At 54.1% G+C, this 24,005-nt stretch carries 18 protein-coding genes and 2 pseudogenes; 14 read left to right on the forward strand and 6 right to left on the reverse strand.

What is annotated here, in order from left to right:
* Nucleotides 1-2: 2 nt before the first annotated feature.
* Complete coding sequence (locus BZK42_RS13665; protein WP_016154829.1) at nt 3-1,073, forward strand: sn-glycerol-3-phosphate import ATP-binding protein UgpC; 1,071 nt, start codon at nt 3-5, stop codon at nt 1,071-1,073.
* Nucleotides 1,070-1,813 (forward strand): glycerophosphodiester phosphodiesterase, encoded by a 744-nt coding sequence (gene ugpQ / locus BZK42_RS13670; protein ID WP_047415936.1) that lies wholly within the window; start codon nt 1,070-1,072, stop codon nt 1,811-1,813. Before BZK42_RS13665 ends, ugpQ begins: the two co-directional genes overlap by 4 nt.
* Here the strand turns inward: ugpQ and BZK42_RS13675 are convergent.
* On the reverse strand, nt 1,810-2,250 hold the full coding sequence (locus BZK42_RS13675; protein ID WP_016157658.1) for a DUF2756 family protein: 441 nt from the start codon (nt 2,248-2,250) through the stop codon (nt 1,810-1,812). The genes ugpQ and BZK42_RS13675 overlap by 4 nt on opposite strands.
* 118 nt (nt 2,251-2,368) lie before the next feature.
* On the opposite strand from BZK42_RS13675, the gene ggt reads away from it, so the two are divergent.
* Complete coding sequence (gene ggt, locus BZK42_RS13680) at nt 2,369-4,114, forward strand: gamma-glutamyltransferase (RefSeq protein ID WP_046274514.1); 1,746 nt, start codon at nt 2,369-2,371, stop codon at nt 4,112-4,114.
* 82 nt (nt 4,115-4,196) lie between these two features.
* On the opposite strand, the pseudogene BZK42_RS29295 reads toward ggt, so the two are convergent.
* The 3 genes and pseudogenes from BZK42_RS29295 to yhhY all read right to left on the reverse strand — a co-directional run.
* Nucleotides 4,197-4,308 (reverse strand): annotated as a pseudogene (locus BZK42_RS29295) (hypothetical protein); the annotation flags it as partial.
* Nucleotides 4,303-5,184: pseudogene (locus tag BZK42_RS29585) on the reverse strand (hypothetical protein); the annotation flags it as partial. The pseudogenes BZK42_RS29585 and BZK42_RS29295, both read right to left, overlap by 6 nt.
* 46 nt (nt 5,185-5,230) lie before the next feature.
* Nucleotides 5,231-5,719 carry an N-acetyltransferase gene (gene yhhY / locus BZK42_RS13690; protein WP_016154824.1) on the reverse strand — a complete coding sequence of 163 codons (489 nt, stop codon included), beginning with the start codon at nt 5,717-5,719 and terminating at the stop codon, nt 5,231-5,233.
* A 456-nt stretch (nt 5,720-6,175) separates the two neighbouring features.
* Between yhhY and BZK42_RS13695 the strand changes: the two genes are divergently transcribed.
* The 5 genes from BZK42_RS13695 to gntU all read left to right on the forward strand — a co-directional run bounded on the left by BZK42_RS13695 (nt 6,176) and on the right by gntU (nt 11,263).
* Nucleotides 6,176-7,213: an oxidoreductase gene (locus BZK42_RS13695; RefSeq protein ID WP_046274517.1), complete on the forward strand. Its 1,038-nt coding sequence runs from the start codon at nt 6,176-6,178 to the stop codon at nt 7,211-7,213.
* Between the two features lie 123 nt (nt 7,214-7,336).
* A complete protein-coding gene (yhhW, locus tag BZK42_RS13700) occupies nt 7,337-8,032 on the forward strand; it encodes a quercetin 2,3-dioxygenase (RefSeq protein WP_016154822.1) in 696 nt (231 codons plus the stop codon).
* Nucleotides 8,033-8,255: 223 nt separating this feature from the next.
* Nucleotides 8,256-9,251 carry a gluconate operon transcriptional repressor GntR gene (gene gntR, locus BZK42_RS13705; RefSeq protein WP_016157654.1) on the forward strand — a complete coding sequence of 332 codons (996 nt, stop codon included), beginning with the start codon at nt 8,256-8,258 and terminating at the stop codon, nt 9,249-9,251.
* A gap of 141 nt (nt 9,252-9,392) precedes the next feature.
* Nucleotides 9,393-9,923, forward strand: a complete 531-nt coding sequence (gntK, locus tag BZK42_RS13710; RefSeq protein WP_003023475.1) for a gluconokinase — start codon at nt 9,393-9,395, stop codon at nt 9,921-9,923.
* The gene (gene gntU, locus BZK42_RS13715) at nt 9,923-11,263 is read left to right on the forward strand and encodes a gluconate transporter (protein WP_016154820.1); all 1,341 of its coding nucleotides are present in this window, start codon (nt 9,923-9,925) and stop codon (nt 11,261-11,263) included. The genes gntK and gntU overlap by 1 nt, the downstream gene beginning before the upstream one ends.
* Nucleotides 11,264-11,357: 94 nt before the next feature.
* Here the strand turns inward: gntU and BZK42_RS13720 are convergent, their stop codons facing one another.
* Both BZK42_RS13720 and yhgN read right to left on the reverse strand, forming a co-directional pair.
* Nucleotides 11,358-11,804, reverse strand: a complete 447-nt coding sequence (locus tag BZK42_RS13720) for a hypothetical protein (protein WP_080859328.1) — start codon at nt 11,802-11,804, stop codon at nt 11,358-11,360.
* A gap of 486 nt (nt 11,805-12,290) precedes the next feature.
* Nucleotides 12,291-12,884 (reverse strand): NAAT family transporter YhgN, encoded by a 594-nt coding sequence (gene yhgN, locus BZK42_RS13725; protein ID WP_003023480.1) that lies wholly within the window; start codon nt 12,882-12,884, stop codon nt 12,291-12,293.
* Nucleotides 12,885-13,075: 191 nt separating this feature from the next.
* On the opposite strand from yhgN, the gene asd reads away from it, so the two are divergent.
* From asd to glgP, 6 genes are all read left to right on the forward strand, one after another.
* Nucleotides 13,076-14,182: an aspartate-semialdehyde dehydrogenase gene (gene asd, locus BZK42_RS13730; RefSeq protein WP_016157652.1), complete on the forward strand. Its 1,107-nt coding sequence runs from the start codon at nt 13,076-13,078 to the stop codon at nt 14,180-14,182.
* Between the two features lie 364 nt (nt 14,183-14,546).
* A complete protein-coding gene (gene glgB / locus BZK42_RS13735; protein ID WP_016154817.1) occupies nt 14,547-16,730 on the forward strand; it encodes a 1,4-alpha-glucan branching enzyme in 2,184 nt (727 codons plus the stop codon).
* Nucleotides 16,730-18,706 carry a glycogen debranching protein GlgX gene (glgX, locus tag BZK42_RS13740; RefSeq protein ID WP_080859329.1) on the forward strand — a complete coding sequence of 659 codons (1,977 nt, stop codon included), beginning with the start codon at nt 16,730-16,732 and terminating at the stop codon, nt 18,704-18,706. Before glgB ends, glgX begins: the two co-directional genes overlap by 1 nt.
* A 13-nt stretch (nt 18,707-18,719) precedes the next feature.
* Nucleotides 18,720-20,015, forward strand: a complete 1,296-nt coding sequence (glgC, locus tag BZK42_RS13745; protein WP_016154815.1) for a glucose-1-phosphate adenylyltransferase — start codon at nt 18,720-18,722, stop codon at nt 20,013-20,015.
* Nucleotides 20,015-21,448, forward strand: a complete 1,434-nt coding sequence (gene glgA / locus BZK42_RS13750) for a glycogen synthase GlgA (protein ID WP_016154814.1) — start codon at nt 20,015-20,017, stop codon at nt 21,446-21,448. The genes glgC and glgA overlap by 1 nt, the downstream gene beginning before the upstream one ends.
* 19 nt (nt 21,449-21,467) lie before the next feature.
* Entirely contained in the window at nt 21,468-23,915 is a 2,448-nt protein-coding gene (gene glgP, locus BZK42_RS13755; RefSeq protein WP_016154813.1) for a glycogen phosphorylase, read from the forward strand.
* Nucleotides 23,916-24,005 lie beyond the last annotated feature (90 nt).

Below are 24,005 nucleotides of genomic sequence, written 5' to 3' on the forward strand. Positions count from 1 at the left end.
AAATGGCTGGTTTAAAACTACAGGCAGTAACCAAAAGCTGGGACGGCAAAACCCAGGTGATTAAACCGCTGACGCTGGATGTCGCGGACGGAGAATTTATCGTGATGGTTGGCCCATCCGGCTGCGGTAAGTCAACGCTGCTACGGATGGTGGCCGGGCTTGAACGGGTGAGCGGCGGCGATATCTGGATTGATAATAAACGCGTCACCGAAATGGAGCCTAAGGATCGCGGCATTGCGATGGTCTTTCAGAACTACGCGCTCTACCCACATATGAGCGTGGAAGAAAATATGGCCTGGGGGCTGAAAATCCGCGGGATGGGCAAGGAGCATATTGCCGAACGGGTGAAAGAGGCGGCGCGAATTCTCGAGCTGGGTGAACTGCTCAAGCGTCGTCCGCGCGAGCTTTCTGGCGGTCAGCGCCAGCGTGTGGCGATGGGGCGGGCGATTGTCCGTGACCCAGCGGTATTCCTGTTTGATGAGCCGCTGTCTAACCTCGATGCCAAGCTGCGCGTACAGATGCGTCTGGAGTTACAACATCTGCATCGCCGACTGAAAACCACCTCACTGTATGTGACGCACGATCAGGTTGAAGCGATGACCCTCGCCCAGCGGGTGATGGTGATGAACAAAGGCATTGCCGAGCAGATCGGCACGCCGGTTGAGGTATATGAAAAGCCTGCCAGCCGCTTTGTGGCGAGTTTTATCGGCAGCCCGGCGATGAATCTGCTGGACGGGCGCATCAGCGCCTCGGGCACCCATTTTGAGCTGGATGACGGCATGACGTTGCCCCTCGGCAGAAGCGCGAGGGAGTCTGGTGGGCGCAACATGACGTTGGGTATCCGCCCGGAGCATATTGCGCTAAGCTCGCAGGCCGAAGGCGGCGTGCCGTTGGTCGTCGACACGCTGGAAATGCTGGGAGCGGATAACCTGGCACACGGACGTTGGGGTGAGCAAAAGCTGGTGGTGCGACTGGCGCATCAGCATCGCCCGACGGCAGGCAGCACGCTGTGGCTGCATCTGCCAGAAAATCATCTGCATCTTTTTGATGGCGAAACAGGACAACGCGTATGAGTAACTGGCCTTACCCCCATATCGTCGCCCATCGCGGCGGCGGTAAGCTGGCACCGGAAAACACCCTGGCGGCGATCGACATGGGGGCGCGATACGGGCATACCATGATTGAGTTTGACGCTAAATTGTCGAAAGACGGTGAGATCTTCTTGCTGCATGACGACAACCTGGAACGCACCAGCAATGGTTGGGGTGTGGCAGGCGAGCTGAACTGGCAGGATTTATTGCGCGTGGACGCCGGCGGCTGGTTTAGCGGTGAGTTTAAAGGCGAACCGCTACCGCTGCTCTCGCAAGTGGCCGAGCGCTGCCGTCAGCACGGTATGATGGCGAATATTGAAATTAAACCTACCACCGGCACCGGAACGTTAACCGGCAAAGCCGTAGCGCTGGCCGCTCGGGAACTGTGGGCGGGAATGACACCACCGCTGTTGTCATCCTTTGAAATTGACGCGCTTGAAGCGGCGCAGCAGGCGGCGCCTGAACTGCCGAGAGGCTTACTGCTTGATGAGTGGCGCGAGGACTGGCGTGAGCTGACAACGCGGCTGGGTTGCGTCTCTATTCATTTTAATCACAAGCTGCTGGATGAAGCGCGCGTGGATGCGCTGCGCGACGCAGGACTACGTATTCTGGTGTATACCGTCAACCGACCCCAGCGCGCGGCGGAGCTACTACGCTGGGGAGTGGACTGCATCTGTACCGATGCCATTGATATGATTGGTCCGGATTTCCAGCCCTGTTAAGGCCCAATTGTTTTTAACGGAACGTTAGGCTGCGGCGTGCTGGAGGGCTTCAGCATGTCGCCGTTCTTTTTCTCCGACAGCATATGTTGCTTATTCAGCGAGCTGTCCGGGTTACGGGTTCCACTTAACATCCCACCGTTGCTGTTGGGCAGCATTTGCTGCTGGCTGGAATTAAACTCGCCAGGCTGAGACTGAAGGACGCGCTGGGAGTTGGAATTGATTTGGTTTTCCATATGCTGTTGTTGCATACGCGTCTGTGTTTGCAACTGCTGATTGAGCATCCCTTTCTGCTGAATCTGCTGCGATTGCATTTGGGTTTGCATACGCTGCTGGCTCGGGATCTGATAACCGGGTTGATTCGGGTTATTCATGGTGTTGATGGGCTGTGCAAAGCCTGCAAACGGCAACAGCATGGCTAAAAGTAAGAGTCGTTTCATCGCTTTTCTCCTCTCGGGGATCTCTTAAGTTTACTCCTTTCTCGCCGTTACGATGATTATTTCAGAGTTATGCACCAGGCTTAGTGGGGGCTGACCCCCATACATCTGGAGAATAACGATGATAAAACCGACGTTTTTACGCCGGGTAGCCATTGCTGCTCTGCTCTCAGGAAGTTGTTTTAGCGTTGCGGCCGCTCCGGCTGCACCGCCGCCGGTATCATACGGTGTTGAGGAGGATGTGTTCCATCCCGTGCGTGCGCAGCAGGGGATGGTGGCCTCCGTGGATGCGCTTGCCACTCAGGTGGGGGTGGATATTCTTAAACAGGGTGGGAATGCCGTCGATGCCGCCGTGGCCGTTGGCTACGCGCTGGCGGTGACGCATCCCCAGGCGGGCAATCTGGGCGGTGGCGGTTTTATGCTGCTGCGTACCAAAGACGGTAACACCACAGCGATTGATTTTCGCGAAATGGCCCCTGCTGGCGCGACCCGCGACATGTTCCTTGATGAGCAGGGCAACGCCGATGCGAAAAAGTCGCTGACCTCGCATCTGGCATCCGGTACGCCGGGTACCGTCGCGGGTTTCTCGCTGGCGCTGGAGAAATACGGCACGATGCCGCTGAACAAAGTGGTACGTCCGGCGATGAAGCTAGCGGAAGAGGGCTTTGTGGTTAATGACGCACTGGCCGACGATCTGAAAACCTATGGCAGTGAAGTGCTCCCTAATCACGAGAACAGCAAAGCCATTTTCTGGAAAGACGGTGAGCCGCTGAAAAAAGGCGATAAGCTGGTGCAAAAGAACCTGGCGAAAAGCCTGGAAATGATTGCCGAAAGCGGCCCTGATGCGTTTTATAAAGGCGCTATTGCCGATCAGATCGCCGGGGAAATGCAGAAGAACGGCGGGCTGATGACCAAAGAGGACTTAGCCAGCTATAAAGCCGTGGAGCGTACGCCGATTAGCGGTGACTATCGCGGGTATCAGGTCTTCTCCATGCCGCCGCCGTCCTCTGGCGGTATTCACATCGTGCAGATCCTCAATATTCTTGAAAACTTTGATATGAAGAAATACGGGTTTGGCAGCGCCGACGCCATGCAGGTCATGGCTGAAGCGGAGAAGTATGCCTACGCTGACCGCTCGGAGTATCTGGGCGATCCCGATTTTGTGAAAGTGCCATGGCAGGCACTGACCAACAAAGCCTATGCTAAAACGCTTGCCGATCAGATTGATATCAACAAGGCTAAGCCTTCCAGCCAGATTAAACCTGGCAAGCTCGCCCCGTATGAAAGCAATCAGACCACTCACTTCTCGGTGGTGGATAAAGACGGCAATGCCGTGGCGGTGACCTATACCCTGAATACCACCTTCGGGACCGGTATTGTGGCGGGTAACACTGGCATTCTGCTCAATAATGAAATGGACGACTTCTCTGCCAAGCCGGGCGTACCGAACGTATACGGTCTGGTAGGCGGCGATGCCAACGCGGTCGGACCGAAGAAGCGTCCGCTGTCATCTATGTCGCCGACTATCGTGGTAAAAGATGGGAAAACCTGGCTGGTTACCGGCAGCCCAGGCGGGAGTCGAATTATCACTACTGTGCTGCAAATGGTGGTCAACAGCATTGATTTCGGGATGAACGTCGCCGAAGCGACCAACGCACCACGCTTCCATCATCAGTGGTTGCCGGACGAGCTTCGTATTGAGAAGGGCTTCAGCCCGGATACAATCAAACTGCTGGAGCAAAAAGGACAGAAAGTAGCGCTGAAAGAAGCGATGGGCAGCACGCAGAGCATTATGGTTGGACCGGATGGCGCACTGTATGGCGCGTCCGACCCGCGTTCCGTGGATGATTTAACGGCGGGTTACTGAGGATAATGGCCCTCTTCGCTGGAAGAGGGCCGGTTTGGAAGGCCCAATGGCAGTTATTATAATTCATTGTCTCCAGGTAACCTTACCTTCGTGTTGTTTTGCTCTCTTCATAGCCTTGTAAATATTTCTCCAGCGGCCAGGCAGTGCCTAAACCAACGATTTCACCGCTATCTTTTATCGATGATGAATGGCGCATATCGCTGCAGCGATTCAGACCAGCGGAATATTTGGCTGCTTTTATCCTGCAGGTTTACGCGCTCTAAATCATAAAACTCGTGCGTTTTTGCCGAACGCATTTTGAGGATATATTTACTTTCGCTGATGTCGTGCTGTCTTGTACCGTCTTTATTCCACTCTCCGGCGATGTCCGTATATTGATAAACAAGGTCGGAATACACGTTGATTATCCTGTTGTCTTTGATCGCATAGAGCTCCAGCACTTCATAAAATGCGCCGCCGCCGGAATACGCCTCAGAGTATCCACCGCGCACCCCAAACGCCAGCGTATCGGGTGCGATCCGGTACGGTGCCAGATCCAGTTTTGTATAATAGGCCAACGGTCTGACGGACTCATCATCGCTCTCTTTTTCGGCGGTTTTATTCCACTCAGAGAGTTGGTTTAATGGCTTTTCCGAGCGTGCAATCGGCGTTAGCTGTTGGTTCTGCCAGGAAAAAACGCCGAGATATAATTTATTGGCGCGCCCGTTGCTGTAGTTTTCCGGACAGTTGTTATCCGCGTATTTCTTTGCCTGCCCGGCGTCGGCCGGATTGTCGGCGAAACAGGCGACACCGATATATTTGCCGTCTTTGCCCCAGGCTTTGGCACCCGTGAGGATCAGGTTGTCAGGATCTTCATTCGGCGTAACCCAGGCAATCCACGCGTTCTCAGATAATCCCTGTGGAAGCTCGCCAAATCCTTTGGCAGGGGTTGCTCCCGCCATTTGCTCAGCAAAAATCTGTTTACCTTCCGGGTGTTGAATAGCGCTGGGCACGGAATCGAGATTTTGTACGGTAGTGGCGAAAGCAGGGGAGAGTGCTGCCAGCAACACCAGGGGAAGGTACTTTTTCACTCTTGCGTCCTTTCAATAAGAAGGGCGATAAGACTCGCCCTTAATTTTATTTCATACGCGCCATAAAGTAGGCATCAACGTATTCACCGTTGCGCAGGCCGTATTTCTTACCTGTGCCTTCGATTTCAAAGCCGTATTTCTTATACACCGCCACGGCCGGCTCATTATCAACAAATACCGTTAGCTCAATACGCTCGACGCGCAGCCAGTTGTCGCACATGTCGATCATCGTGCGAATCAACGCGCTGGCAACGCCGCGATTGTGCCACCGTGCATCCACGCAGATACCAAAATCAGCCACGTGGCTGCGACGCGGGCGTTGCGCGACCTCAATACAGAGATGCCCCACGACGATATCGTCAATACAGGCAACCAGTTGTTTGACCCCGGCTTGCTCGGTTAGCCTCGCTTGCCACATCTCGAGGGAAGGATGAGGAACCTGTAGCGTGTTGTGGTACACCTCCGGCTGGGCGTGGATCTGACGAATTGCGTCGTAATCTTTCGGTTCAGCGTGGCGTATCACTATCTCACTCATTCCTTATCTCCAGCAGGGTTAATTGTGTATTTACACTCGCTGAGAAAGAAAATTCCGTCAACTGCATTTTTTTGCAAAAAGAAGTAGACAAGTGCGAATGAGAATGATTATTATTGCTCTGCGTTCAGGGGAACCCCTACGGAGAACCTGAAAGCACGACATTGCTCACATTGCTTCCAGTATTACTTTAGCCAGCTTTTGCTGGCTTTTTTTTTGAGGTTTTGTGTCTGCCTGGCTTACTTGCCATTTCGTCCTCGGGAAGTGCTCGTGCTCCTCACGTACATTTAGTACGCTCCGGGCCCTGCGCGCTTGCCGTGAACAAACTGCCTGCGACGCCGACGGCCGATCCTGTCGCCCTGTGGTGCAGTTCAAGCGCCATCCGGCAAAGAATCCAACATTCAGTCTCCAGCCGCTTTGCGCTATGGTGTAGACAATCACCTTCGAAAGGATCGTCTCATGACCTTACACTGCGCATTTATTGGTTTTGGTAAAAGCACCACTCGCTACCATTTGCCGTACGTCCTCAATCGCAAAAATAGCTGGCATGTCGCGCACATTTTTCGCCGCCACGCCAAGCCGGAAGAGCAGGCGCCACAATATTCACATATTCACTTCACCAGTGACCTTGACGAGATCTTAAACGATCCGCAGGTGAAGCTGGTGATCGTCTGTACCCATGCTGACAGCCATTTTGAATACGCCAAACGCGCGCTGGAAGCGGGTAAAAACGTGTTGGTTGAGAAACCCTTCACGCCGACGCTTGCGCAAGCAAAAGCACTGTTCGAACTGGCGCAAAGCAAAGGGCTGACCGTTACGCCATATCAGAACCGTCGTTTTGATTCCTGCTTCCTCACCGCTAAAAAAGCGATTGAGAGCGGCAAGCTCGGCGAAATTGTTGAGGTTGAAAGCCATTTCGATTACTACCGCCCCGAGGCGGAAACCAAGCCGGGACTGCCGCAGGACGGCGCATTCTATGGTCTGGGCGTACACACCATGGATCAGATTATCTCGCTGTTCGGTCGTCCCGATTGCGTGGCCTATGACATCCGCAGCCTGCGCAACAAAGCGAACCCGGATGATACCTTTGAAGCACAGCTGTTCTACGGCTCCCTGAAAGCCATTGTTAAAACCAGTCACTTGGTGAAAATCGACTATCCGAAGTTTATCGTTCACGGTACCAAAGGCTCGTTTGTGAAGTACGGCATCGACCAGCAGGAAACCAGCCTGAAGGCCAATATCATGCCAGGTGAGCCAGGTTTCGCTGCTGACGATTCCATTGGGATGCTGGAGTACGTCAACGATGACGGCTTGACGGTAAAAGAAGAGGTGCAGCCGGAAGTGGGGGACTATGGTCGCGTCTATGATGCGCTTTACCAGACGCTGACAGCCGGTACGCCTAATTATGTCAAGGAATCTGAAGTTCTTACCAATCTGGAACTCCTCGAACGCGCCTTTGAACAGGCTTCTCCGGCGACGATAACTCTCGCCAAATAGCCTGCGCAGACTCCTCTGGGCTTGTTCATTTTTTTTGAACAGAGGAGTCAATTTTCACCCTCTATGATCCCCGGCGGATTGAGTCCACACTTACTCCATCGAAAACATCTGGGGGTGAACACAATGATCTACTTACGCAAAGCTAATGACCGTGGCCACGCTAATCATGGCTGGCTCGATTCCTGGCATACCTTCTCTTTTGCCAACTACTATGATCCAAATTTTATGGGGTTCTCGGCACTGCGCGTGATTAACGATGACGTGATCGACGCAGGTCAGGGCTTTGGTACTCATCCCCATAAAGACATGGAAATCCTGACTTACGTGCTGGAAGGCGCGGTGGAACATCAGGACAGCATGGGGAACAAAGAGCAGGTTCCGGCCGGTGAGTTCCAGATAATGAGCGCCGGGACGGGGATCCGTCACTCGGAGTACAACCCGAGCAATACTGAGAAGCTGCATCTGTATCAGATTTGGATCATGCCGCAGGAAAACGGTATTACCCCACGCTATGAGCAGCGCCGTTTTGATGCCGCTCAGGGTAAACAACTGGTGCTGTCGCCGGATGCCCGTGATGGCTCGCTGAAAGTGTACCAGGATATGGAACTGTACCGTTGGGCACTGATCAAAGATGAGCAGTCGGTGCATCAGATTGCCGCTGAACGCCGCGTCTGGATCCAGGTAGTAAAAGGTAACGTGACAATTAACGGGACCAAAGCGACCACCAGTGATGGTCTGGCAATCTGGGATGAGCAGGCCATTTCTATTCATGCCGACAGCGACAGCGAAGTGTTGTTGTTTGATCTGCCGCCAGTATAAAAATACACGGCATCCTTCAAGCTGCATCTGTGTTGGCTTTCCTCGCTCACCCCGGTCGCGTACTTAATGTACGCTCCCGGGGATTTACTGCGTCGCCGCCTTGATGCAACTCGAATGATTTTGTGTATTTCTCACAATAAAAAACTCCTTTTTTTCTCTGCGAAGGTTCACGCACGTCCGTGGTAAACTGGGGGAATCTATCCCTTTTTAACGCTTCAGGACGATGAAAAAGAAAAGACCCGTACTTCAGGATGTAGCCGACCGCGTGGGCGTGACCAAAATGACGGTCAGCCGCTTTTTGCGTAACCCGGAGCAGGTCTCCGTGGCGCTGCGGGGCAAAATTGCCGCTGCACTTGATGAGCTGGGTTATATTCCCAATCGCGCTCCTGATATCCTTTCTAACGCCACCAGCCGCGCTATCGGCGTGCTGTTACCGTCTCTCACCAACCAGGTTTTTGCTGAAGTGCTTCGCGGCATTGAGGCTGTCACTGACGCTCATGGTTATCAAACCATGCTGGCGCACTACGGCTATAAGCCTGAGATGGAACAAGAGCGTCTGGAATCGATGCTGTCGTGGAATATTGATGGCCTGATCCTCACCGAACGTAGCCATACGCCCCGTACGCTGAAAATGATTGAGGTTGCCGGTATCCCGGTGGTTGAGCTGATGGACAGCCAGTCCCCATGCCTTGATATTGCCGTGGGCTTCGACAACTTCGAAGCCGCGCGTCAGATGACAGCCGCTATCATCGCCCGCGGGCACCGTCATGTTGCCTATCTTGGCGCACGCCTTGATGAACGTACTATCATCAAACAGAGAGGCTACGAGCAGGCAATGCGCGATGCCGACCTGGTGCCGTACAGCGTGATGGTGGAACAGTCCTCTTCCTACTCCTCCGGTATTGAACTTATCCGTCAGGCGCGGCGTGAATACCCGCAGCTTGATGGTGTCTTTTGTACCAACGATGACCTGGCGGTAGGGGCGGCCTTCGAATGCCAGCGTTTAGGGCTGAAAATCCCTGATGACATGGCGATTGCCGGATTCCACGGTCACGACATCGGGCAGGTGATGGAGCCGCGTCTGGCGAGCGTGCTCACGCCGCGTGAACGCATGGGCAGCATTGGCGCAGAACGTCTGCTGGCGCGCATCCGCGGTGAAGCCGTCACACCTAAAATGTTAGATTTAGGTTTCACCTTGTCACCGGGCGGATCTATTTAAGCCAACAAGTTTGAAGTAGCTCACACTTATACACTTCGAGCACGAATGGATATTGCTTCTCTATTTATCCGGCTGGACAATGTTACCGATAACAGTTACCCGTAACAATTTCCTGATTCTTGTACCAGTGGGGGCAACGCTTTGAGCACGACTAATCATGATCACCACGTTTACGTTCTGATGGGCGTATCGGGCAGCGGTAAATCTGCTGTCGCCAGCGAAGTGGCGCATCAACTGCAGGCCGCGTTTCTTGATGGCGATTTTCTCCATCCGCGCAGCAACATCATGAAAATGGCTTCTGGTGAGCCACTCAACGATGACGACCGCAAACCGTGGTTACAGGCGTTGAATGACGCCGCCTTTGCGATGCAGCGTACCAACAAGGTTTCGCTGATCGTCTGTTCCGCCCTGAAAAAAGTCTACCGCGACCAGCTACGCGACGGTAACCCGAACCTCTCTTTCATCTATCTGAAAGGGGATTTTGACGTTATCGAAAGCCGCCTGAAAGCGCGTAAAGGCCACTTCTTCAAAACGCAGATGCTGGTGACCCAGTTTGAAGCGCTGGAAGAACCGGGTGCGAATGAAAACGATGTACTGGTGGTCGATATCGATCAACCACTGGACGGTGTGGTCGCCAGCACCATTGAGGTTATTAACCAGGGCAGTAAGTAGTGAGTACATTAACGCTTGTTTTAACAGCAGTAGGGTCTGTTTTATTACTGCTGTTTTTAGTGATGAAGGCGCGTATGCACGCCTTCGTTGCTTTGATGGTGGTATCCATTGGTGCAGGTCTCTTTTCCGGTATGCCGCTCGATAAAATCGCGGCGACCATGGAAAAAGGGATGGGAGGCACGCTCGGTTTCCTGGCGATTGTTGTGGCGCTGGGGGCGATGTTCGGCAAGATTTTGCATGAGACCGGAGCTGTCGATCAGATTGCCGTCAAAATGCTGAAATCCTTCGGTCACAGCCGCGCACATTATGCGATTGGCCTGGCCGGTCTGATTTGCGCGCTGCCGCTGTTCTTTGAGGTGGCGATTGTGCTGCTGATTAGCGTGGCATTCTCAATGGCGCGCCATACGGGGACGAACCTGGTTAAGCTTGTGATCCCGCTGTTTGCGGGCGTAGCGGCTGCTGCGGCATTCCTGCTGCCTGGGCCTGCGCCGATGCTGCTGGCCTCTCAGATGCACGCCGACTTTGGCTGGATGATCCTGATTGGCCTGTGTGCCGCGATTCCGGGCATGATTATCGCCGGGCCGCTGTGGGGGAATTTCATCAGCCGTTACGTCGAGCTGCACGTACCGGAAGATATTTCCGAGCCGCATCTGGGCGAAGGCAAAATGCCGTCCTTTGGCTTCAGCTTATCGCTTATCCTGCTGCCGCTGGTGCTGGTGGGACTGAAAACTATCGCCGCACGCTTTGTTCCGGTTGGTTCTACAACCTATGAATGGTTCGAGTTTATCGGTCACCCGTTTACCGCGATTCTGGTTGCCTGTCTGGTGGCGATTTACGGTCTGGCGGTGCGCCAGGGCATGCCAAAAGACCGCGTGATGGAGATCTGTGGTCATGCGCTGCAGCCGGCGGGGATTATTCTGCTGGTGATTGGTGCGGGCGGTGTGTTCAAACAGGTTCTGGTTGATTCTGGCGTCGGTCCGGCGCTGGGCGAAGCGTTAACCGGTATGGGCTTGCCGATTGCCATCACCTGCTTCGTGCTGGCGGCGGCGGTGCGTATCATTCAGGGTTCCGCGACTGTGGCCTGCTTAACGGCGGTCGGTCTGGTGATGCCGGTGATTGAGCAGTTGAACTACTCCGGTGCCCAGATGGCGGCACTGTCTATCTGTATCGCGGGCGGCTCTATCGTGGTCAGCCACGTTAACGACGCCGGTTTCTGGTTGTTCGGTAAATTTACCGGTGCGACCGAAGCGCAAACGCTGAAGACCTGGACGATGATGGAAACCATCCTCGGCACGGTCGGTGCGATTGTCGGTATGATTGCCTTTCAGCTGTTGAGCTGATGGTATTGCCCGGTGGCGCTTGCGCTTACCGGGCCTGGAAACGAGCACACATCCACACCGTAGGCCGGGTAAGCGCAAGCGCTACCCGGCTTTTTTATAGCACGACCAGCCCTTCTTCTGTTTTCAGCCAGCGCGGCGCTTTTAGCGTATCGGCGAAATAGCCCACCAGATCCTGCAGTAAGTCACCCGTCACTCGTTCCATCTCGTCAGACAGCGTTTTACTCATCAGCAGGTGCGTTAATAACTGACAGTAGCGCCCCATTTGGTCTGGTTCCGGCTCGAAAAGGGGAAAACGGGTCGGGAATGTTTCTACCGTCAGACTGGCCTGTAGATGCTGCGGTACAGGCTCTGTTAAAGTCGGTTGCAATAACGCGAGACAGGCCGACAGACGTGCACAAATCGCCAGTTTTTCAACCGGGTCATGGCATTCAACCAGCCCTTCGACAAAACGCTCGCAGTTATCCGCCAGTTCGGTGAAATCCGTGGCATGGCTAAAGGGCAGGGTAAATAAAGAGTGTGAAAAGAGAGGGGTAGTCGCCATAGGGCAGCCTCCAATGAGTCAAATTTTACCGCCACCTAAGGGACCAACCTTTTGGTGGCGGGCTGAACGGAGTTGGTCCTACCGGCCTCATTGGATACCGGCGCGTCTTACGACGCCACCGTCCAGCCCACCATTGAGGTGTAGCTGGTCGCACGACAAAAGTGAATTTTATCGCGAATGAGGTAATCAGGGGACCAATCCTGGCACCTGATTTTGCAGGTGCAGCGAGAAGATAATGCCAATCCGCGATGCTGACAAGAGGGCATTCCGGAAGGCACCTCGCAGAAATGAAAATACGTTTTTTCAGCGAGTTAAAAGCGTAAGGAATACCTGAAATTACAGCGGTGCCGGAGAGCCTGGATTGTTAAGGGGGCTGCGTAGCCCCCTTAACACGTTCACTGGTGACGAGATCTCAGAGAAGTAATGAGCATAACGTGAACGGAACTGTTCTCCGGGTAACATGCTATCTGAGCCAAAAAGGAGAGATTACCCCTTCATCCACATCCTTACGCCGTCGAGGAACATCTGGGTAGCCATCATCACCAGAATCAGCCCCATCAGGCGCTCCAGTGCGTTCACCCCTTTCTCGCCCAGCAGACGCAAAAACAGCGACGACTGCAGCAAAATCACAAAAGTACCACCCCAGGCGATCAGCAGAGCAATCACCAGATGCCCCATCTGGTTCGGATACTGATGTGATAACAGCATTAATGAAGCCAGGATTGTCGGACCGGCTACCAGCGGGATCGCCAGTGGCACGATAAACGGCTCTTCGCCTGCCGGAAGCCCGGTGCTATTCCCGGTGGCGCTGGGGAAAATCATCTTAATGGCGATCAGGAACAAAATGATGCCCCCGGAGATCGAAACGGTTTCCGCGCGCAGGTTAAGAAATGCCAGTATTTTCTCGCCAGCAAACAGGAATATCAGCATCACCAACAGCGCAATAAACAGCTCGCGAATCATAATCGCGCGGCGGCGTTTTGGTTCGGTATGTTTCAATACGGACATGAAAATGGGCAGATTTCCGAGCGGGTCCATAATAAGGATCAATAAAACTGCCGCTGAAATAATTTCATTCATAACTCAAATTCCCTTACTATTACCACGGACTTTCTGCTTGCTTGCGCAGCGAGATAAGTCGCATTACTGATGGCTTCGCTATCATTGATTAATTTCACTTGCGACTTTGGCTGCTTTTTGTATGGTGAAGGATAGGCCAGTAGGATACTGGTTAGCATACACAGCACACATCTCTGCAGGAAAAAAATGCTATGAAAAATGTTGGTTTTATCGGCTGGCGCGGTATGGTCGGCTCTGTTCTCATGCAACGCATGGTTGAGGAGCGTGACTTCGACGCCATTCGCCCTGTTTTCTTTTCTACTTCCCAGCTCGGGCAGGCGGCACCGACATTCGGTGGAACCGCGACCGGCACGCTTCAGGACGCTTTTGATCTGGATGCGCTGAAGGCGCTCGATATCATCGTGACCTGTCAGGGCGGCGATTATACCAACGAAATCTATCCAAAGCTTCGTGAAAGCGGTTGGCAGGGTTACTGGATTGACGCGGCCTCTTCGCTGCGTATGAAAGACGATGCCATCATCATTCTCGATCCGGTTAACCAGGATGTCATCACTGACGGCCTGAACAAAGGTATTAAGACCTTTGTCGGCGGTAACTGTACCGTTAGCCTGATGCTGATGTCCCTCGGTGGCCTGTTTGCCAATGACCTGGTTGACTGGGTTTCCGTGGCGACCTATCAGGCGGCCTCCGGCGGCGGCGCGCGCCATATGCGCGAACTGCTGTCCCAGATGGGTCATCTGTATGGCCATGTGGCCGATGAACTGGCAACCCCTTCCTCTGCTATTCTCGATATCGAACGTAAAGTGACGACCCTGTCCCGCAGCGGTGAACTGCCGGTTGACAACTTTGGCGTACCGTTGGCCGGTAGCCTGATTCCGTGGATCGACAAACAACTTGATAACGGTCAGAGCCGCGAAGAGTGGAAGGGACAGGCTGAAACCAACAAAATTCTTAACACCTCTTCCGTGATCCCGGTTGATGGTCTGTGCGTGCGCGTAGGTGCGCTGCGCTGCCACAGCCAGGCGTTCACCATTAAACTGAAAAAAGATGTGTCTATTCCGACCGTGGAAGAACTGCTGGCAGCGCACAATCCGTGGGCCAAAGTCGTGCCAAACGATCGGGATATCACCATGCGTGAGTTAACCCCTGCGGCCGTTACCGGCACGCTGACCACGCCAGTAGGCCGTCTGCGTAAGCTGAATATGGGACCGGAGTTCCTGTCAGCCTTTACCGTGGGCGACCAGTTGCTGTGGGGTGCTGCGGAGCCATTGCGCCGTATGCTGCGTCAGTTGGCGTAATGTGGGACGGCCTGATGACGCCACGTTTATCAGGCCTACAAACGACGCGAACCACCTGGCCGGATCAGTCAATACGGCTTTCCGGCAGAGTGATTGCGTGTTTTAACAATGGGTGCTGAGTCACCCATTTTTTTGCGTAATACAGGAGTAAGCGCAGATGTTTCATTTTTTACCAGGAGTAAGATAAAGCATTGGCTATTCTTTAAGGGTGACTTAGTACCGGAGGTATTAAGTTGTTGCCTGAAGGTGGGACGACGCAGAGAGGATGCACAATTGTGCTGCGCCGTTCAGGTCAAAAAAAGTGTCACTACCTGATGTCGAAGATCAGTTGGAAGGCGTGACACCATAAAACAGGATGACAACCATGTCCGTTCGTATCGATAGAGACGTGATTAATGCGCTAATTGCAGGCCATTTTGCGGATCCTTTTTCCGTACTCGGTATGCACCAAACTGACGCTGGACTTGAAGTCCGCGCCCTATTACCTGACGCCACCGAAGTGTGGGTGATCGAACCCAAAACCGGACGCAAAGTCGGCAAGCTGGACTGCCTCGACTCTCGCGGTTTTTTCTGTGCTGTACTTCCCCGCCGTAAAAATTTCTTTCGCTATCAGTTAGCTGTTGTCTGGCATGGACAGGAGAATCTGATTGATGACCCTTATCGTTTTGGCCCGCTGATCCAGGATATGGATGCCTGGCTGCTATCTGAAGGTACGCACTTGCGACCTTACGAAACGCTGGGCGCGCATGCGGATACCATGGATGGCGTAACCGGTACGCGCTTCTCCGTCTGGGCGCCTAACGCTCAACGCGTGTCAGTGGTTGGGCAGTTCAACTACTGGGATGGCCGTCGCCACCCGATGCGCCTGCGTAAAGAAAGCGGTATCTGGGAGCTATTTATCCCCGGCGCGCAGCATGGTCAACTGTATAAATACGAGATGATCGATGCGAACGGTAAGCTGCGAATCAAAGCGGACCCTTACGCCTTCGAAGCGCAAATGCGCCCGGAAACCGCGTCGCTTATCTGCGGTCTGCCGGAAAAAGTGGTGCAAAGCGAGGAGCGAAAAAAAGCCAACCAGTTTGATGCGCCGATCTCTATCTATGAAGTGCACCTGGGCTCATGGCGTCGTCATACCGATAACAACTTCTGGCTGAGCTACCGCGAACTGGCGGATCAGCTGGTGCCTTACGTCAAGTGGATGGGCTTTACCCATCTCGAACTGTTGCCGATTAATGAGCATCCGTTCGACGGTAGCTGGGGCTACCAACCTACCGGTATGTATGCGCCGACCCGTCGTTTCGGGACGCGTGATGATTTCCGCTATTTTGTGAATGCCGCGCATCAGGCCGGACTGAACGTCATTCTCGACTGGGTGCCGGGCCATTTCCCGTCGGACGACTTTGGTCTGGCAGAGTTTGATGGCACCAATCTGTATGAGCATAGCGACCCGCGCGAAGGGTATCACCAGGACTGGAACACGCTGATCTACAACTACGGTCGCCGTGAAGTCAGTAACTATCTGGTGGGCAATGCCCTGTACTGGATTGAACGTTTTGGTATCGATGCGCTGCGCGTAGATGCCGTGGCGTCGATGATTTATCGCGACTACAGCCGTAAAGAAGGGGAGTGGGTCCCGAACGAATTTGGCGGTCGTGAAAACCTCGAAGCCATTGAGTTTTTACGCAATACCAACCGTATTCTTGGCGAGCAGGTGCCGGGGGCCGTGAGCATGGCGGAAGAGTCCACCGACTTTGCCGGCGTTTCAAGGCCACAGGATATGGGCGGTTTAGGGTTCTGGTATAAGTGGAACCTCGGCTGGATGCACGACACGCTGGACTACATGAAGTTGGATCCGGTTCATCGTCAGTTCCATCACGATAAGCTGACCTTCGGCATGCTGTACAACTACACCGAAAACTTTGTCCTGCCGCTGTCGCACGATGAAGTGGTACACGGTAAAAAATCAATTCTCGATCGCATGCCGGGAGACGCATGGCAGAAGTTTGCCAACCTGCGCGCCTACTACGGCTGGATGTGGGCCTTCCCGGGCAAGAAACTGCTGTTTATGGGCAACGAGTTTGCTCAGGGGCGTGAGTGGAACCATGACGCCAGCCTCGACTGGCATCTGCTGGAAGGCGGCGATAACTGGCACCACGGCGTACAGCGTTTGGTGCGCGATCTGAACCTTACTTATCGTCATCACAAAGCGCTGCACGAGCTTGATTTTGACGCCTATGGCTTCGAGTGGCTGGTGGTGGATGACAAAGAACGTTCGGTGCTGGCTTTCGTTCGTCGTGACAAAGTCGGTAATGAAATCATCGTTATCAGCAACTTTACGCCAGTACCTCGCCACGGCTATCGCTTCGGTATCAATCAGCCGGGCAAATGGCGCGAAATCCTCAATACCGACTCGATGCATTATCACGGTAGCAATACCGGTAACGGCGGCGCGGTACACAGCGATGAAATCGCCAGTCATGGTCGTCAGCACTCACTGAGTCTGACGTTGCCACCGCTGGCAACGATCTGGCTGGTGCGGGAGGGATAATGACGCAACTGGCAACCGGCAACGCCACCCCCCATGGTGCAACGTATGACGGCCATGGCGTCAATTTCACCCTCTTTTCGGCCCACGCTGAACGCGTTGAATTATGCGTATTCGATGAGCAAGGCTGCGAACTCCGCTACGACCTGCCGGGGCGTAGCGGCGATGTCTGGCACGGCTATCTGGCCAACGCCCGTCCCGGTCTACGCTATGGCTATCGCGTCCATGGCCCATGGCAAACGCAGCAGGGCCACCGGTTTAATCCGGCGAAACTGCTGCTTGACCCTTGCGCGCGTCGGGTGGATGGCGAGTTAAAAGATAACCCACTGCTGCACGGTGGGCTGAATGAACCGGATCATCATGATAATGCCGCCATCGCGCTGAAGGGCGTGGTGGTGTCCGACCATTATGACTGGGAGGATGATGCCCCGCCGCGCACGCCGTGGGGCAATACCGTAATTTACGAAGCGCATGTCAAAGGGCTGACGTATTTGCATCCTGACCTGCCGGAAGAGATTCGCGGGACTTACAAAGCGCTGGGTCATCCGGTGATGCTCGACTATTTCAAGCGCCTCGGCATTACCGCGCTGGAGCTGTTACCGGTGGCGCATTTCGCCAGCGAACCGCGGCTTCAGCGGCTGGGCCTGTCAAACTACTGGGGCTACAACCCGGTGGCGATGTACGCGCTGCATCCGGCCTATGCCAGCTCGCCGGAGAGTGCGCTTGATGAGTTTCGCGACGCGGTAAAAGCGCTGCACAAAGCGGGTATTGAGGTCATTCTCGACATCGTTTTAAACCACAGCGCCGAGCTGGATCTCGAAGGACCTGTCTTCTCGCTGCGCGGAATTGATAACCGTAGCTATTATTGGATCAGAGATGATGGCGATTACTACAACTGGACCGGTTGTGGGAACACCATCAATCTGAGCCATCCTGGCGTTGTGGAATACGCATGCGAGTGCCTGCGCTACTGGGTTGAAACCTGCCATGTGGATGGTTTTCGTTTTGATTTGGCTTCCGTCATGGGGCGTACGCCTGAGTTTCGTCAGGATGCTCCGCTGTTTACCGCGATCCAAAACTGTCCGCTGCTCTCACGCGCCAAGCTGATTGCGGAACCGTGGGATATTGGTGAAGGCGGGTATCAGGTGGGGAATTTCCCCCCGCCGTTTGCCGAGTGGAATGACCATTTCCGCGATGCGACGCGACGTTTTTGGCTCCAGCGTAATCTTTCGTTGGGCGAGTTTGCCGGACGTTTTGCCGCATCCAGCGACGTGTTTAAACGCCCGGGCCGCAATCCCAGCGCCACGGTCAATCTGGTGACCGCGCATGACGGTTTTACGCTACGCGACTGCGTTTGCTTCACAAATAAGCACAATGAAGCGAATGGTGAGGAAAATCGCGACGGCACTAGCAATAACTACAGTGACAATCATGGTAAAGAAGGATTAGGCGGCTCGCTGGACCTGATTGAGCGGCGGCGCGACAGCATTCATGCGCTGTTAACCACGCTGTTGCTCTCCCAGGGGACGCCGATGCTGCTGGCGGGTGATGAGCATGGTCATAGCCAGCACGGTAATAATAACGCTTACTGCCAGGATAACGCCTTAACCTGGCTGGACTGGCAGCAGGCAAACAGTGGGCTAACCACATTTACCGCCGCGTTGATTCATCTGCGCCGGCAAATACCTGCATTAACAGGCGATTGCTGGTGGGAAGAGGGCGATGGCAATGTTCGTTGGCTGAATAAGTACGCACAACCCTTAAGTGCGGATGAGTGGCATAACGGCCCGAGGCAGATGCAAATCCTGCTTTCAGATCGTTTCCTGATTGCAATAAACGCCACGCTTGAGGTGACAGATATCGTTTTACCTGAAGGGGAATGGCACGCCATTCCCCCATTTGCCGGAGAGGATAATCCGGTGCTTACGGCGGTCTGGCAGGGACCTGCGCACGGACTGTGTGTGTTCCAGAGAAGATAAAAAGGAGTTAGTCATGGTAAGTTTAGAGAAGAACGATCGTGTAATGTTGGCGCGCCAGCTGCCATTAAAATCTGTTGCCCTGATCCTGGCCGGTGGCCGCGGTACTCGCCTGAAAGATTTAACCAATAAGCGTGCCAAGCCTGCCGTGCACTTTGGCGGTAAGTTCCGCATTATCGATTTTGCCTTATCCAACTGTCTTAATTCCGGGATCCGCCGTATCGGCGTGATCACTCAGTACCAGTCACACACGCTGGTGCAGCATATTCAGCGCGGCTGGTCGTTCTTTAGTGAAGAGATGAACGAGTTCGTCGATCTGCTGCCTGCCCAGCAGAGGATGCAGGGTGAAAACTGGTATCGCGGTACGGCGGATGCGGTGACCCAAAACCTGGACATCATTCGACGCTATAAAGCGGAATATGTGGTGATCCTCGCGGGCGATCATATTTATAAGCAGGACTACTCACGCATGCTGATCGACCACGTTGAGAAAGGCGCGCGTTGCACGGTGGCCTGTATGCCAGTGCCTATTGAAGAGGCCAGCGCGTTTGGCGTAATGGACGTGGACGACACCGATAAAATTATCGAATTCGTTGAAAAACCTGCCAACCCGCCAGCGATGCCTAATGATCCGACTAAATCGCTTGCCAGTATGGGGATCTACATCTTCGACGCCGATTATCTGTATGAACTGCTGGCGGAAGATGACCTCGATGAAAAATCCAGTCACGATTTTGGCAAAGACATCATCCCGAAAATCACCGAAGCTGGCATGGCATATGCTCATCCATTCCCATTGTCCTGCGTACAGTCTGACCCGGAATCCGAGCCGTACTGGCGCGATGTGGGAACGCTGGAAGCCTACTGGAAAGCAAACCTCGATCTGGCTTCGGTGACGCCTGAACTGGATATGTACGACCAGGACTGGCCAATCCGTACACATATGGAATCACTGCCGCCGGCGAAATTTGTTCAGGACCGTTCCGGTAGCCATGGAATGACGCTGAACTCGCTGGTTTCCGGCGGCTGTATTATTTCTGGTTCGGTAGTAGTGCAGTCCGTTCTGTTCCCGCGAGTGCGGGTGAATTCATTCTGTAACATTGATTCGGCAGTGTTGTTACCTGAAGTGTGGGTGGGACGTTCGTGCCGCTTACGTCGTTGCATTATCGACCGCGCCTGCGTTATTCCTGAAGGCATGGTGATTGGTGAAAACGCGGAAGAAGATGCTCGTCGTTTCTACCGTTCAGAGGAAGGTATTGTACTGGTCACGCGTGAAATGCTGCGCAAACTGCAGATCAAACAGGAGCGATAATGCAGGTTTTACACGTTTGTTCAGAGATGTTCCCTTTGTTAAAAACCGGGGGACTGGCGGATGTTATTGGGGCGTTACCCGCAGCGCAAATCGCGGACGGTGTGGATGCCCGCGTGCTGCTCCCGGCGTTTCCTGATATCCGTCGCGGCATTCCCGATGCGCAGGTAGTGACGCGTCGCGATACCTTCGCCGGACGTATTACGCTGTTGTTCGGGCATTTCAACGGTGTGGGCATTTACCTGATTGACGCGCCGCATCTCTATGACCGTCCCGGTAGCCCGTATCACGACACTAACCTGTTTGCATATACCGATAACGTGCTGCGTTTTGCGCTGCTGGGTTGGGTCGGCAGTGAAATGGCCTGTGGCTTTGACCCATTCTGGCGCCCGGATGTGGTGCATGCGCACGACTGGCATGCCGGTCTGGCCCCGGCGTATCTGGCGGCGCGCGGCCATCCGGCGAAATCGGTGTTCACCGTGCACAACCTGGCGTATCAAGGCATGTTTTATGCAAAGCATATGGATGACATCCAATTGCCATGGTCGTTCTTTAACGTGCACGGACTGGAGTTTAACGGGCAGATTTCTTTCCTGAAGGCCGGGTTGTACTACGCCGACCACATTACGGCGGTCAGTCCGACCTACGCGCGGGAAATTACCGAGCCGCAGTTTGCCTACGGCATGGAAGGTCTGTTGCAGCAGCGTCATCGTGAAGGACGTCTTTCCGGTGTGCTGAACGGCGTTGATGAAAAAATCTGGAGCCCGGAAACCGATCTGCTGCTGGCGTCGCGGTATACGCGTGAAACGCTGGAAGAGAAGGCGGAGAACAAACGCCAGCTACAGATCGCGATGGGACTTAAGGTTAACGACAAAGTGCCGTTATTTGCCGTAGTCAGCCGCCTGACCAGTCAGAAAGGGCTGGATCTGGTGCTGGAAGCGCTACCGGGGTTGTTAGAGCAGGGTGGACAGCTGGCATTGCTTGGTGCGGGCGATCCGGTTTTACAGGAAGGTTTCCTCGCCGCGGCGGCGGAACATCCTGGACAGGTGGGCGTACAGATTGGCTATCACGAAGCCTTCTCGCACCGCATCATGGGTGGGGCCGACGTTATATTGGTCCCCAGCCGTTTTGAGCCGTGTGGCTTAACGCAGTTGTATGGACTGAAGTACGGCACGCTGCCGCTGGTGCGGCGCACCGGTGGGCTGGCTGATACGGTCTCTGACAGTTCGCTGGAAAACCTGGCGGATGGTATCGCCAGTGGGTTTGTATTTGAAGATAGTAATGCCTGGTCGCTGCTACGCGCGATTCGGCGTGCTTTCGTATTGTGGTCCCGGCCTTCGCTGTGGCGGTTTGTACAACGTCAGGCCATGACCATGGATTTTAGCTGGCAAGTCGCGGCGAAGTCATACCGTGAGCTTTACTATCGTTTGAAATAGATATCCAGGAATCACCTATATGAATGCTCCATTTACTTATGCATCGCCCACACTCAGCGTAGAGGCACTTAAGCATTCTATCGCCTACAAGCTGATGTTCACGATTGGTAAAGACCCGGTCATTGCCAATAAACATGAGTGGCTGAACGCCACGTTGTTCGCGGTGCGCGATCGTCTCGTGGAGCGCTGGCTGCGTTCTAACCGTGCGCAATTATCCCAGGAAACTCGACAGGTTTATTATCTGTCAATGGAGTTTCTGATTGGCCGCACACTTTCCAATGCACTGTTATCGTTGGGTATTTATGACGATGTCAAAAATGCGCTGGAAGGTATGGGGTTGGATCTTGAAGATCTGATCGATGAAGAAAACGACCCTGGTCTTGGCAACGGTGGCCTCGGGCGCCTGGCGGCCTGCTTCCTGGACTCACTGGCTACGTTGGGTCTGCCGGGACGCGGCTACGGTATTCGTTATGACTACGGCATGTTCAAACAGAACATTGTTGATGGCCGACAGAAAGAGTCACCGGACTACTGGCTGGAATACGGTAACCCGTGGGAATTCAAACGCCACAATACGCGCTACAAAGTGCGCTTTGGCGGGCGTATTCAGCAGGAAGGCAAGAAAACGCGCTGGATAGAAACTGAAGAGATCCTCGCGGTAGCCTACGACCAAATTATTCCCGGTTATGACACAGACGCCACCAATACGCTGCGCTTGTGGAATGCCCAGGCCAGTAGCGAAATCAACCTCGGTAAATTTAACCAGGGCGACTACTTTGCGGCGGTGGAAGATAAAAACCACTCCGAGAACGTCTCCCGCGTGCTGTATCCGGATGACTCCACCTATTCCGGACGCGAGCTGCGTTTGCGCCAGGAGTATTTCCTGGTCTCCTCCACGGTGCAGGACATCCTGAACCGTCATTATCAGCTGCACAAAACCTACGACAACCTGGCAGATAAGATCGCCATTCACCTCAACGACACCCATCCGGTACTGTCGATTCCTGAGCTGATGCGTCTACTGATCGATGAGCACAAATTCAGTTGGGATAATGCGTTTGAGGTCTGCTGCCAGGTCTTCTCGTATACCAACCACACCTTGATGAGCGAAGCGCTGGAGACCTGGCCTGTCGATATGCTGGGCAAAATTCTGCCGCGCCATCTGCAAATCATCTTTGAGATTAACGACTACTTCCTGAAGACGTTGCAGGAACAGTATCCGAACGATACCAGTCTGCTGGGACGGACGTCGATTATCGATGAATCCAATGGCCGCCGGGTGCGTATGGCATGGCTCGCAGTGGTGGTGAGCCACAAGGTTAACGGCGTTTCTGAGCTGCACTCCAACCTGATGGTGCAGTCGCTGTTTGCTGACTTTGCGAAGATTTTCCCGACTCGCTTCTGTAACGTCACCAACGGCGTGACGCCGCGCCGCTGGCTGGCGCTGGCTAACCCATCGCTCTCTGAGGTGCTGGATGAGAACATTGGCCGCACCTGGCGAACCGATCTCAGCCAGCTAAGCGAGCTTGAACAGCACTGCGATTACCCGCTAGTAAATCAGGCGGTGCGCCGTGCGAAGCTGGAGAATAAAAAGCGTCTGGCAACGCTCATTGCCCAGCAGCTTAACGTGGTGGTGAACCCGAAATCGTTGTTTGATGTGCAGATCAAGCGTATTCACGAGTACAAACGCCAGTTGATGAACGTGCTGCATGTGATCACCCGCTACAACCGCATTAAGGCCGATCCTGACGCCGAGTGGGTGCCGCGTGTGAATATCTTCGCCGGTAAAGCGGCTTCGGCCTATTACATGGCGAAGCACATCATTCACCTGATCAACGACGTCGCGAAAGTGATCAACAACGATCCGCAAATTGGTGACAAGCTGAAAGTGGTGTTTATTCCTAACTACAGCGTCAGCCTGGCGCAGGTGATTATTCCTGCTGCCGACCTGTCTGAGCAGATTTCGCTGGCCGGGACCGAAGCCTCTGGTACCAGTAATATGAAGTTTGCCCTCAACGGCGCGCTGACTATTGGGACGCTGGACGGTGCCAACGTCGAGATGCTGGAGCATGTGGGCGCAGAAAATATCTTTATCTTTGGTAATACGGCGGAAGAGGTCGAAGCCTTACGCAGCCAGGGCTACAAGCCGCGTGAGTATTACGAGAAAGACGAAGAGCTGCACCAGGTGCTGACGCAGATCGGCAGCGGTGTATTCAGCCCTGAGGAGCCGGGGCGCTATCGTGACCTGGTTGACTCGCTGATCAACTTTGGCGACCACTATCAGGTTCTGGCGGATTATCGCAGCTACGTTGACTGCCAGGATAAGGTTGACGAACTGTATCGCCACCCGGAAGAGTGGACCACCAAGTCGATGATTAATATCGCCAACATGGGCTACTTCTCGTCGGACAGGACGATCAAAGAGTACGCCGAAAACATCTGGCATATCGACTCGGTGCGGTTGTAACAAGGGCAGGACGATCTGTAGGCCGGATGGATAAGGCGTTAGCCGCCATCCGGCAAAAGGCCCGGTAGCGCTGACGCTTACCGGGCCTAC

Origin of the sequence: Citrobacter braakii (assembly GCF_002075345.1) — a bacterium.
GTDB classification, from domain to species: Bacteria; Pseudomonadota; Gammaproteobacteria; order Enterobacterales; family Enterobacteriaceae; genus Citrobacter; species Citrobacter braakii.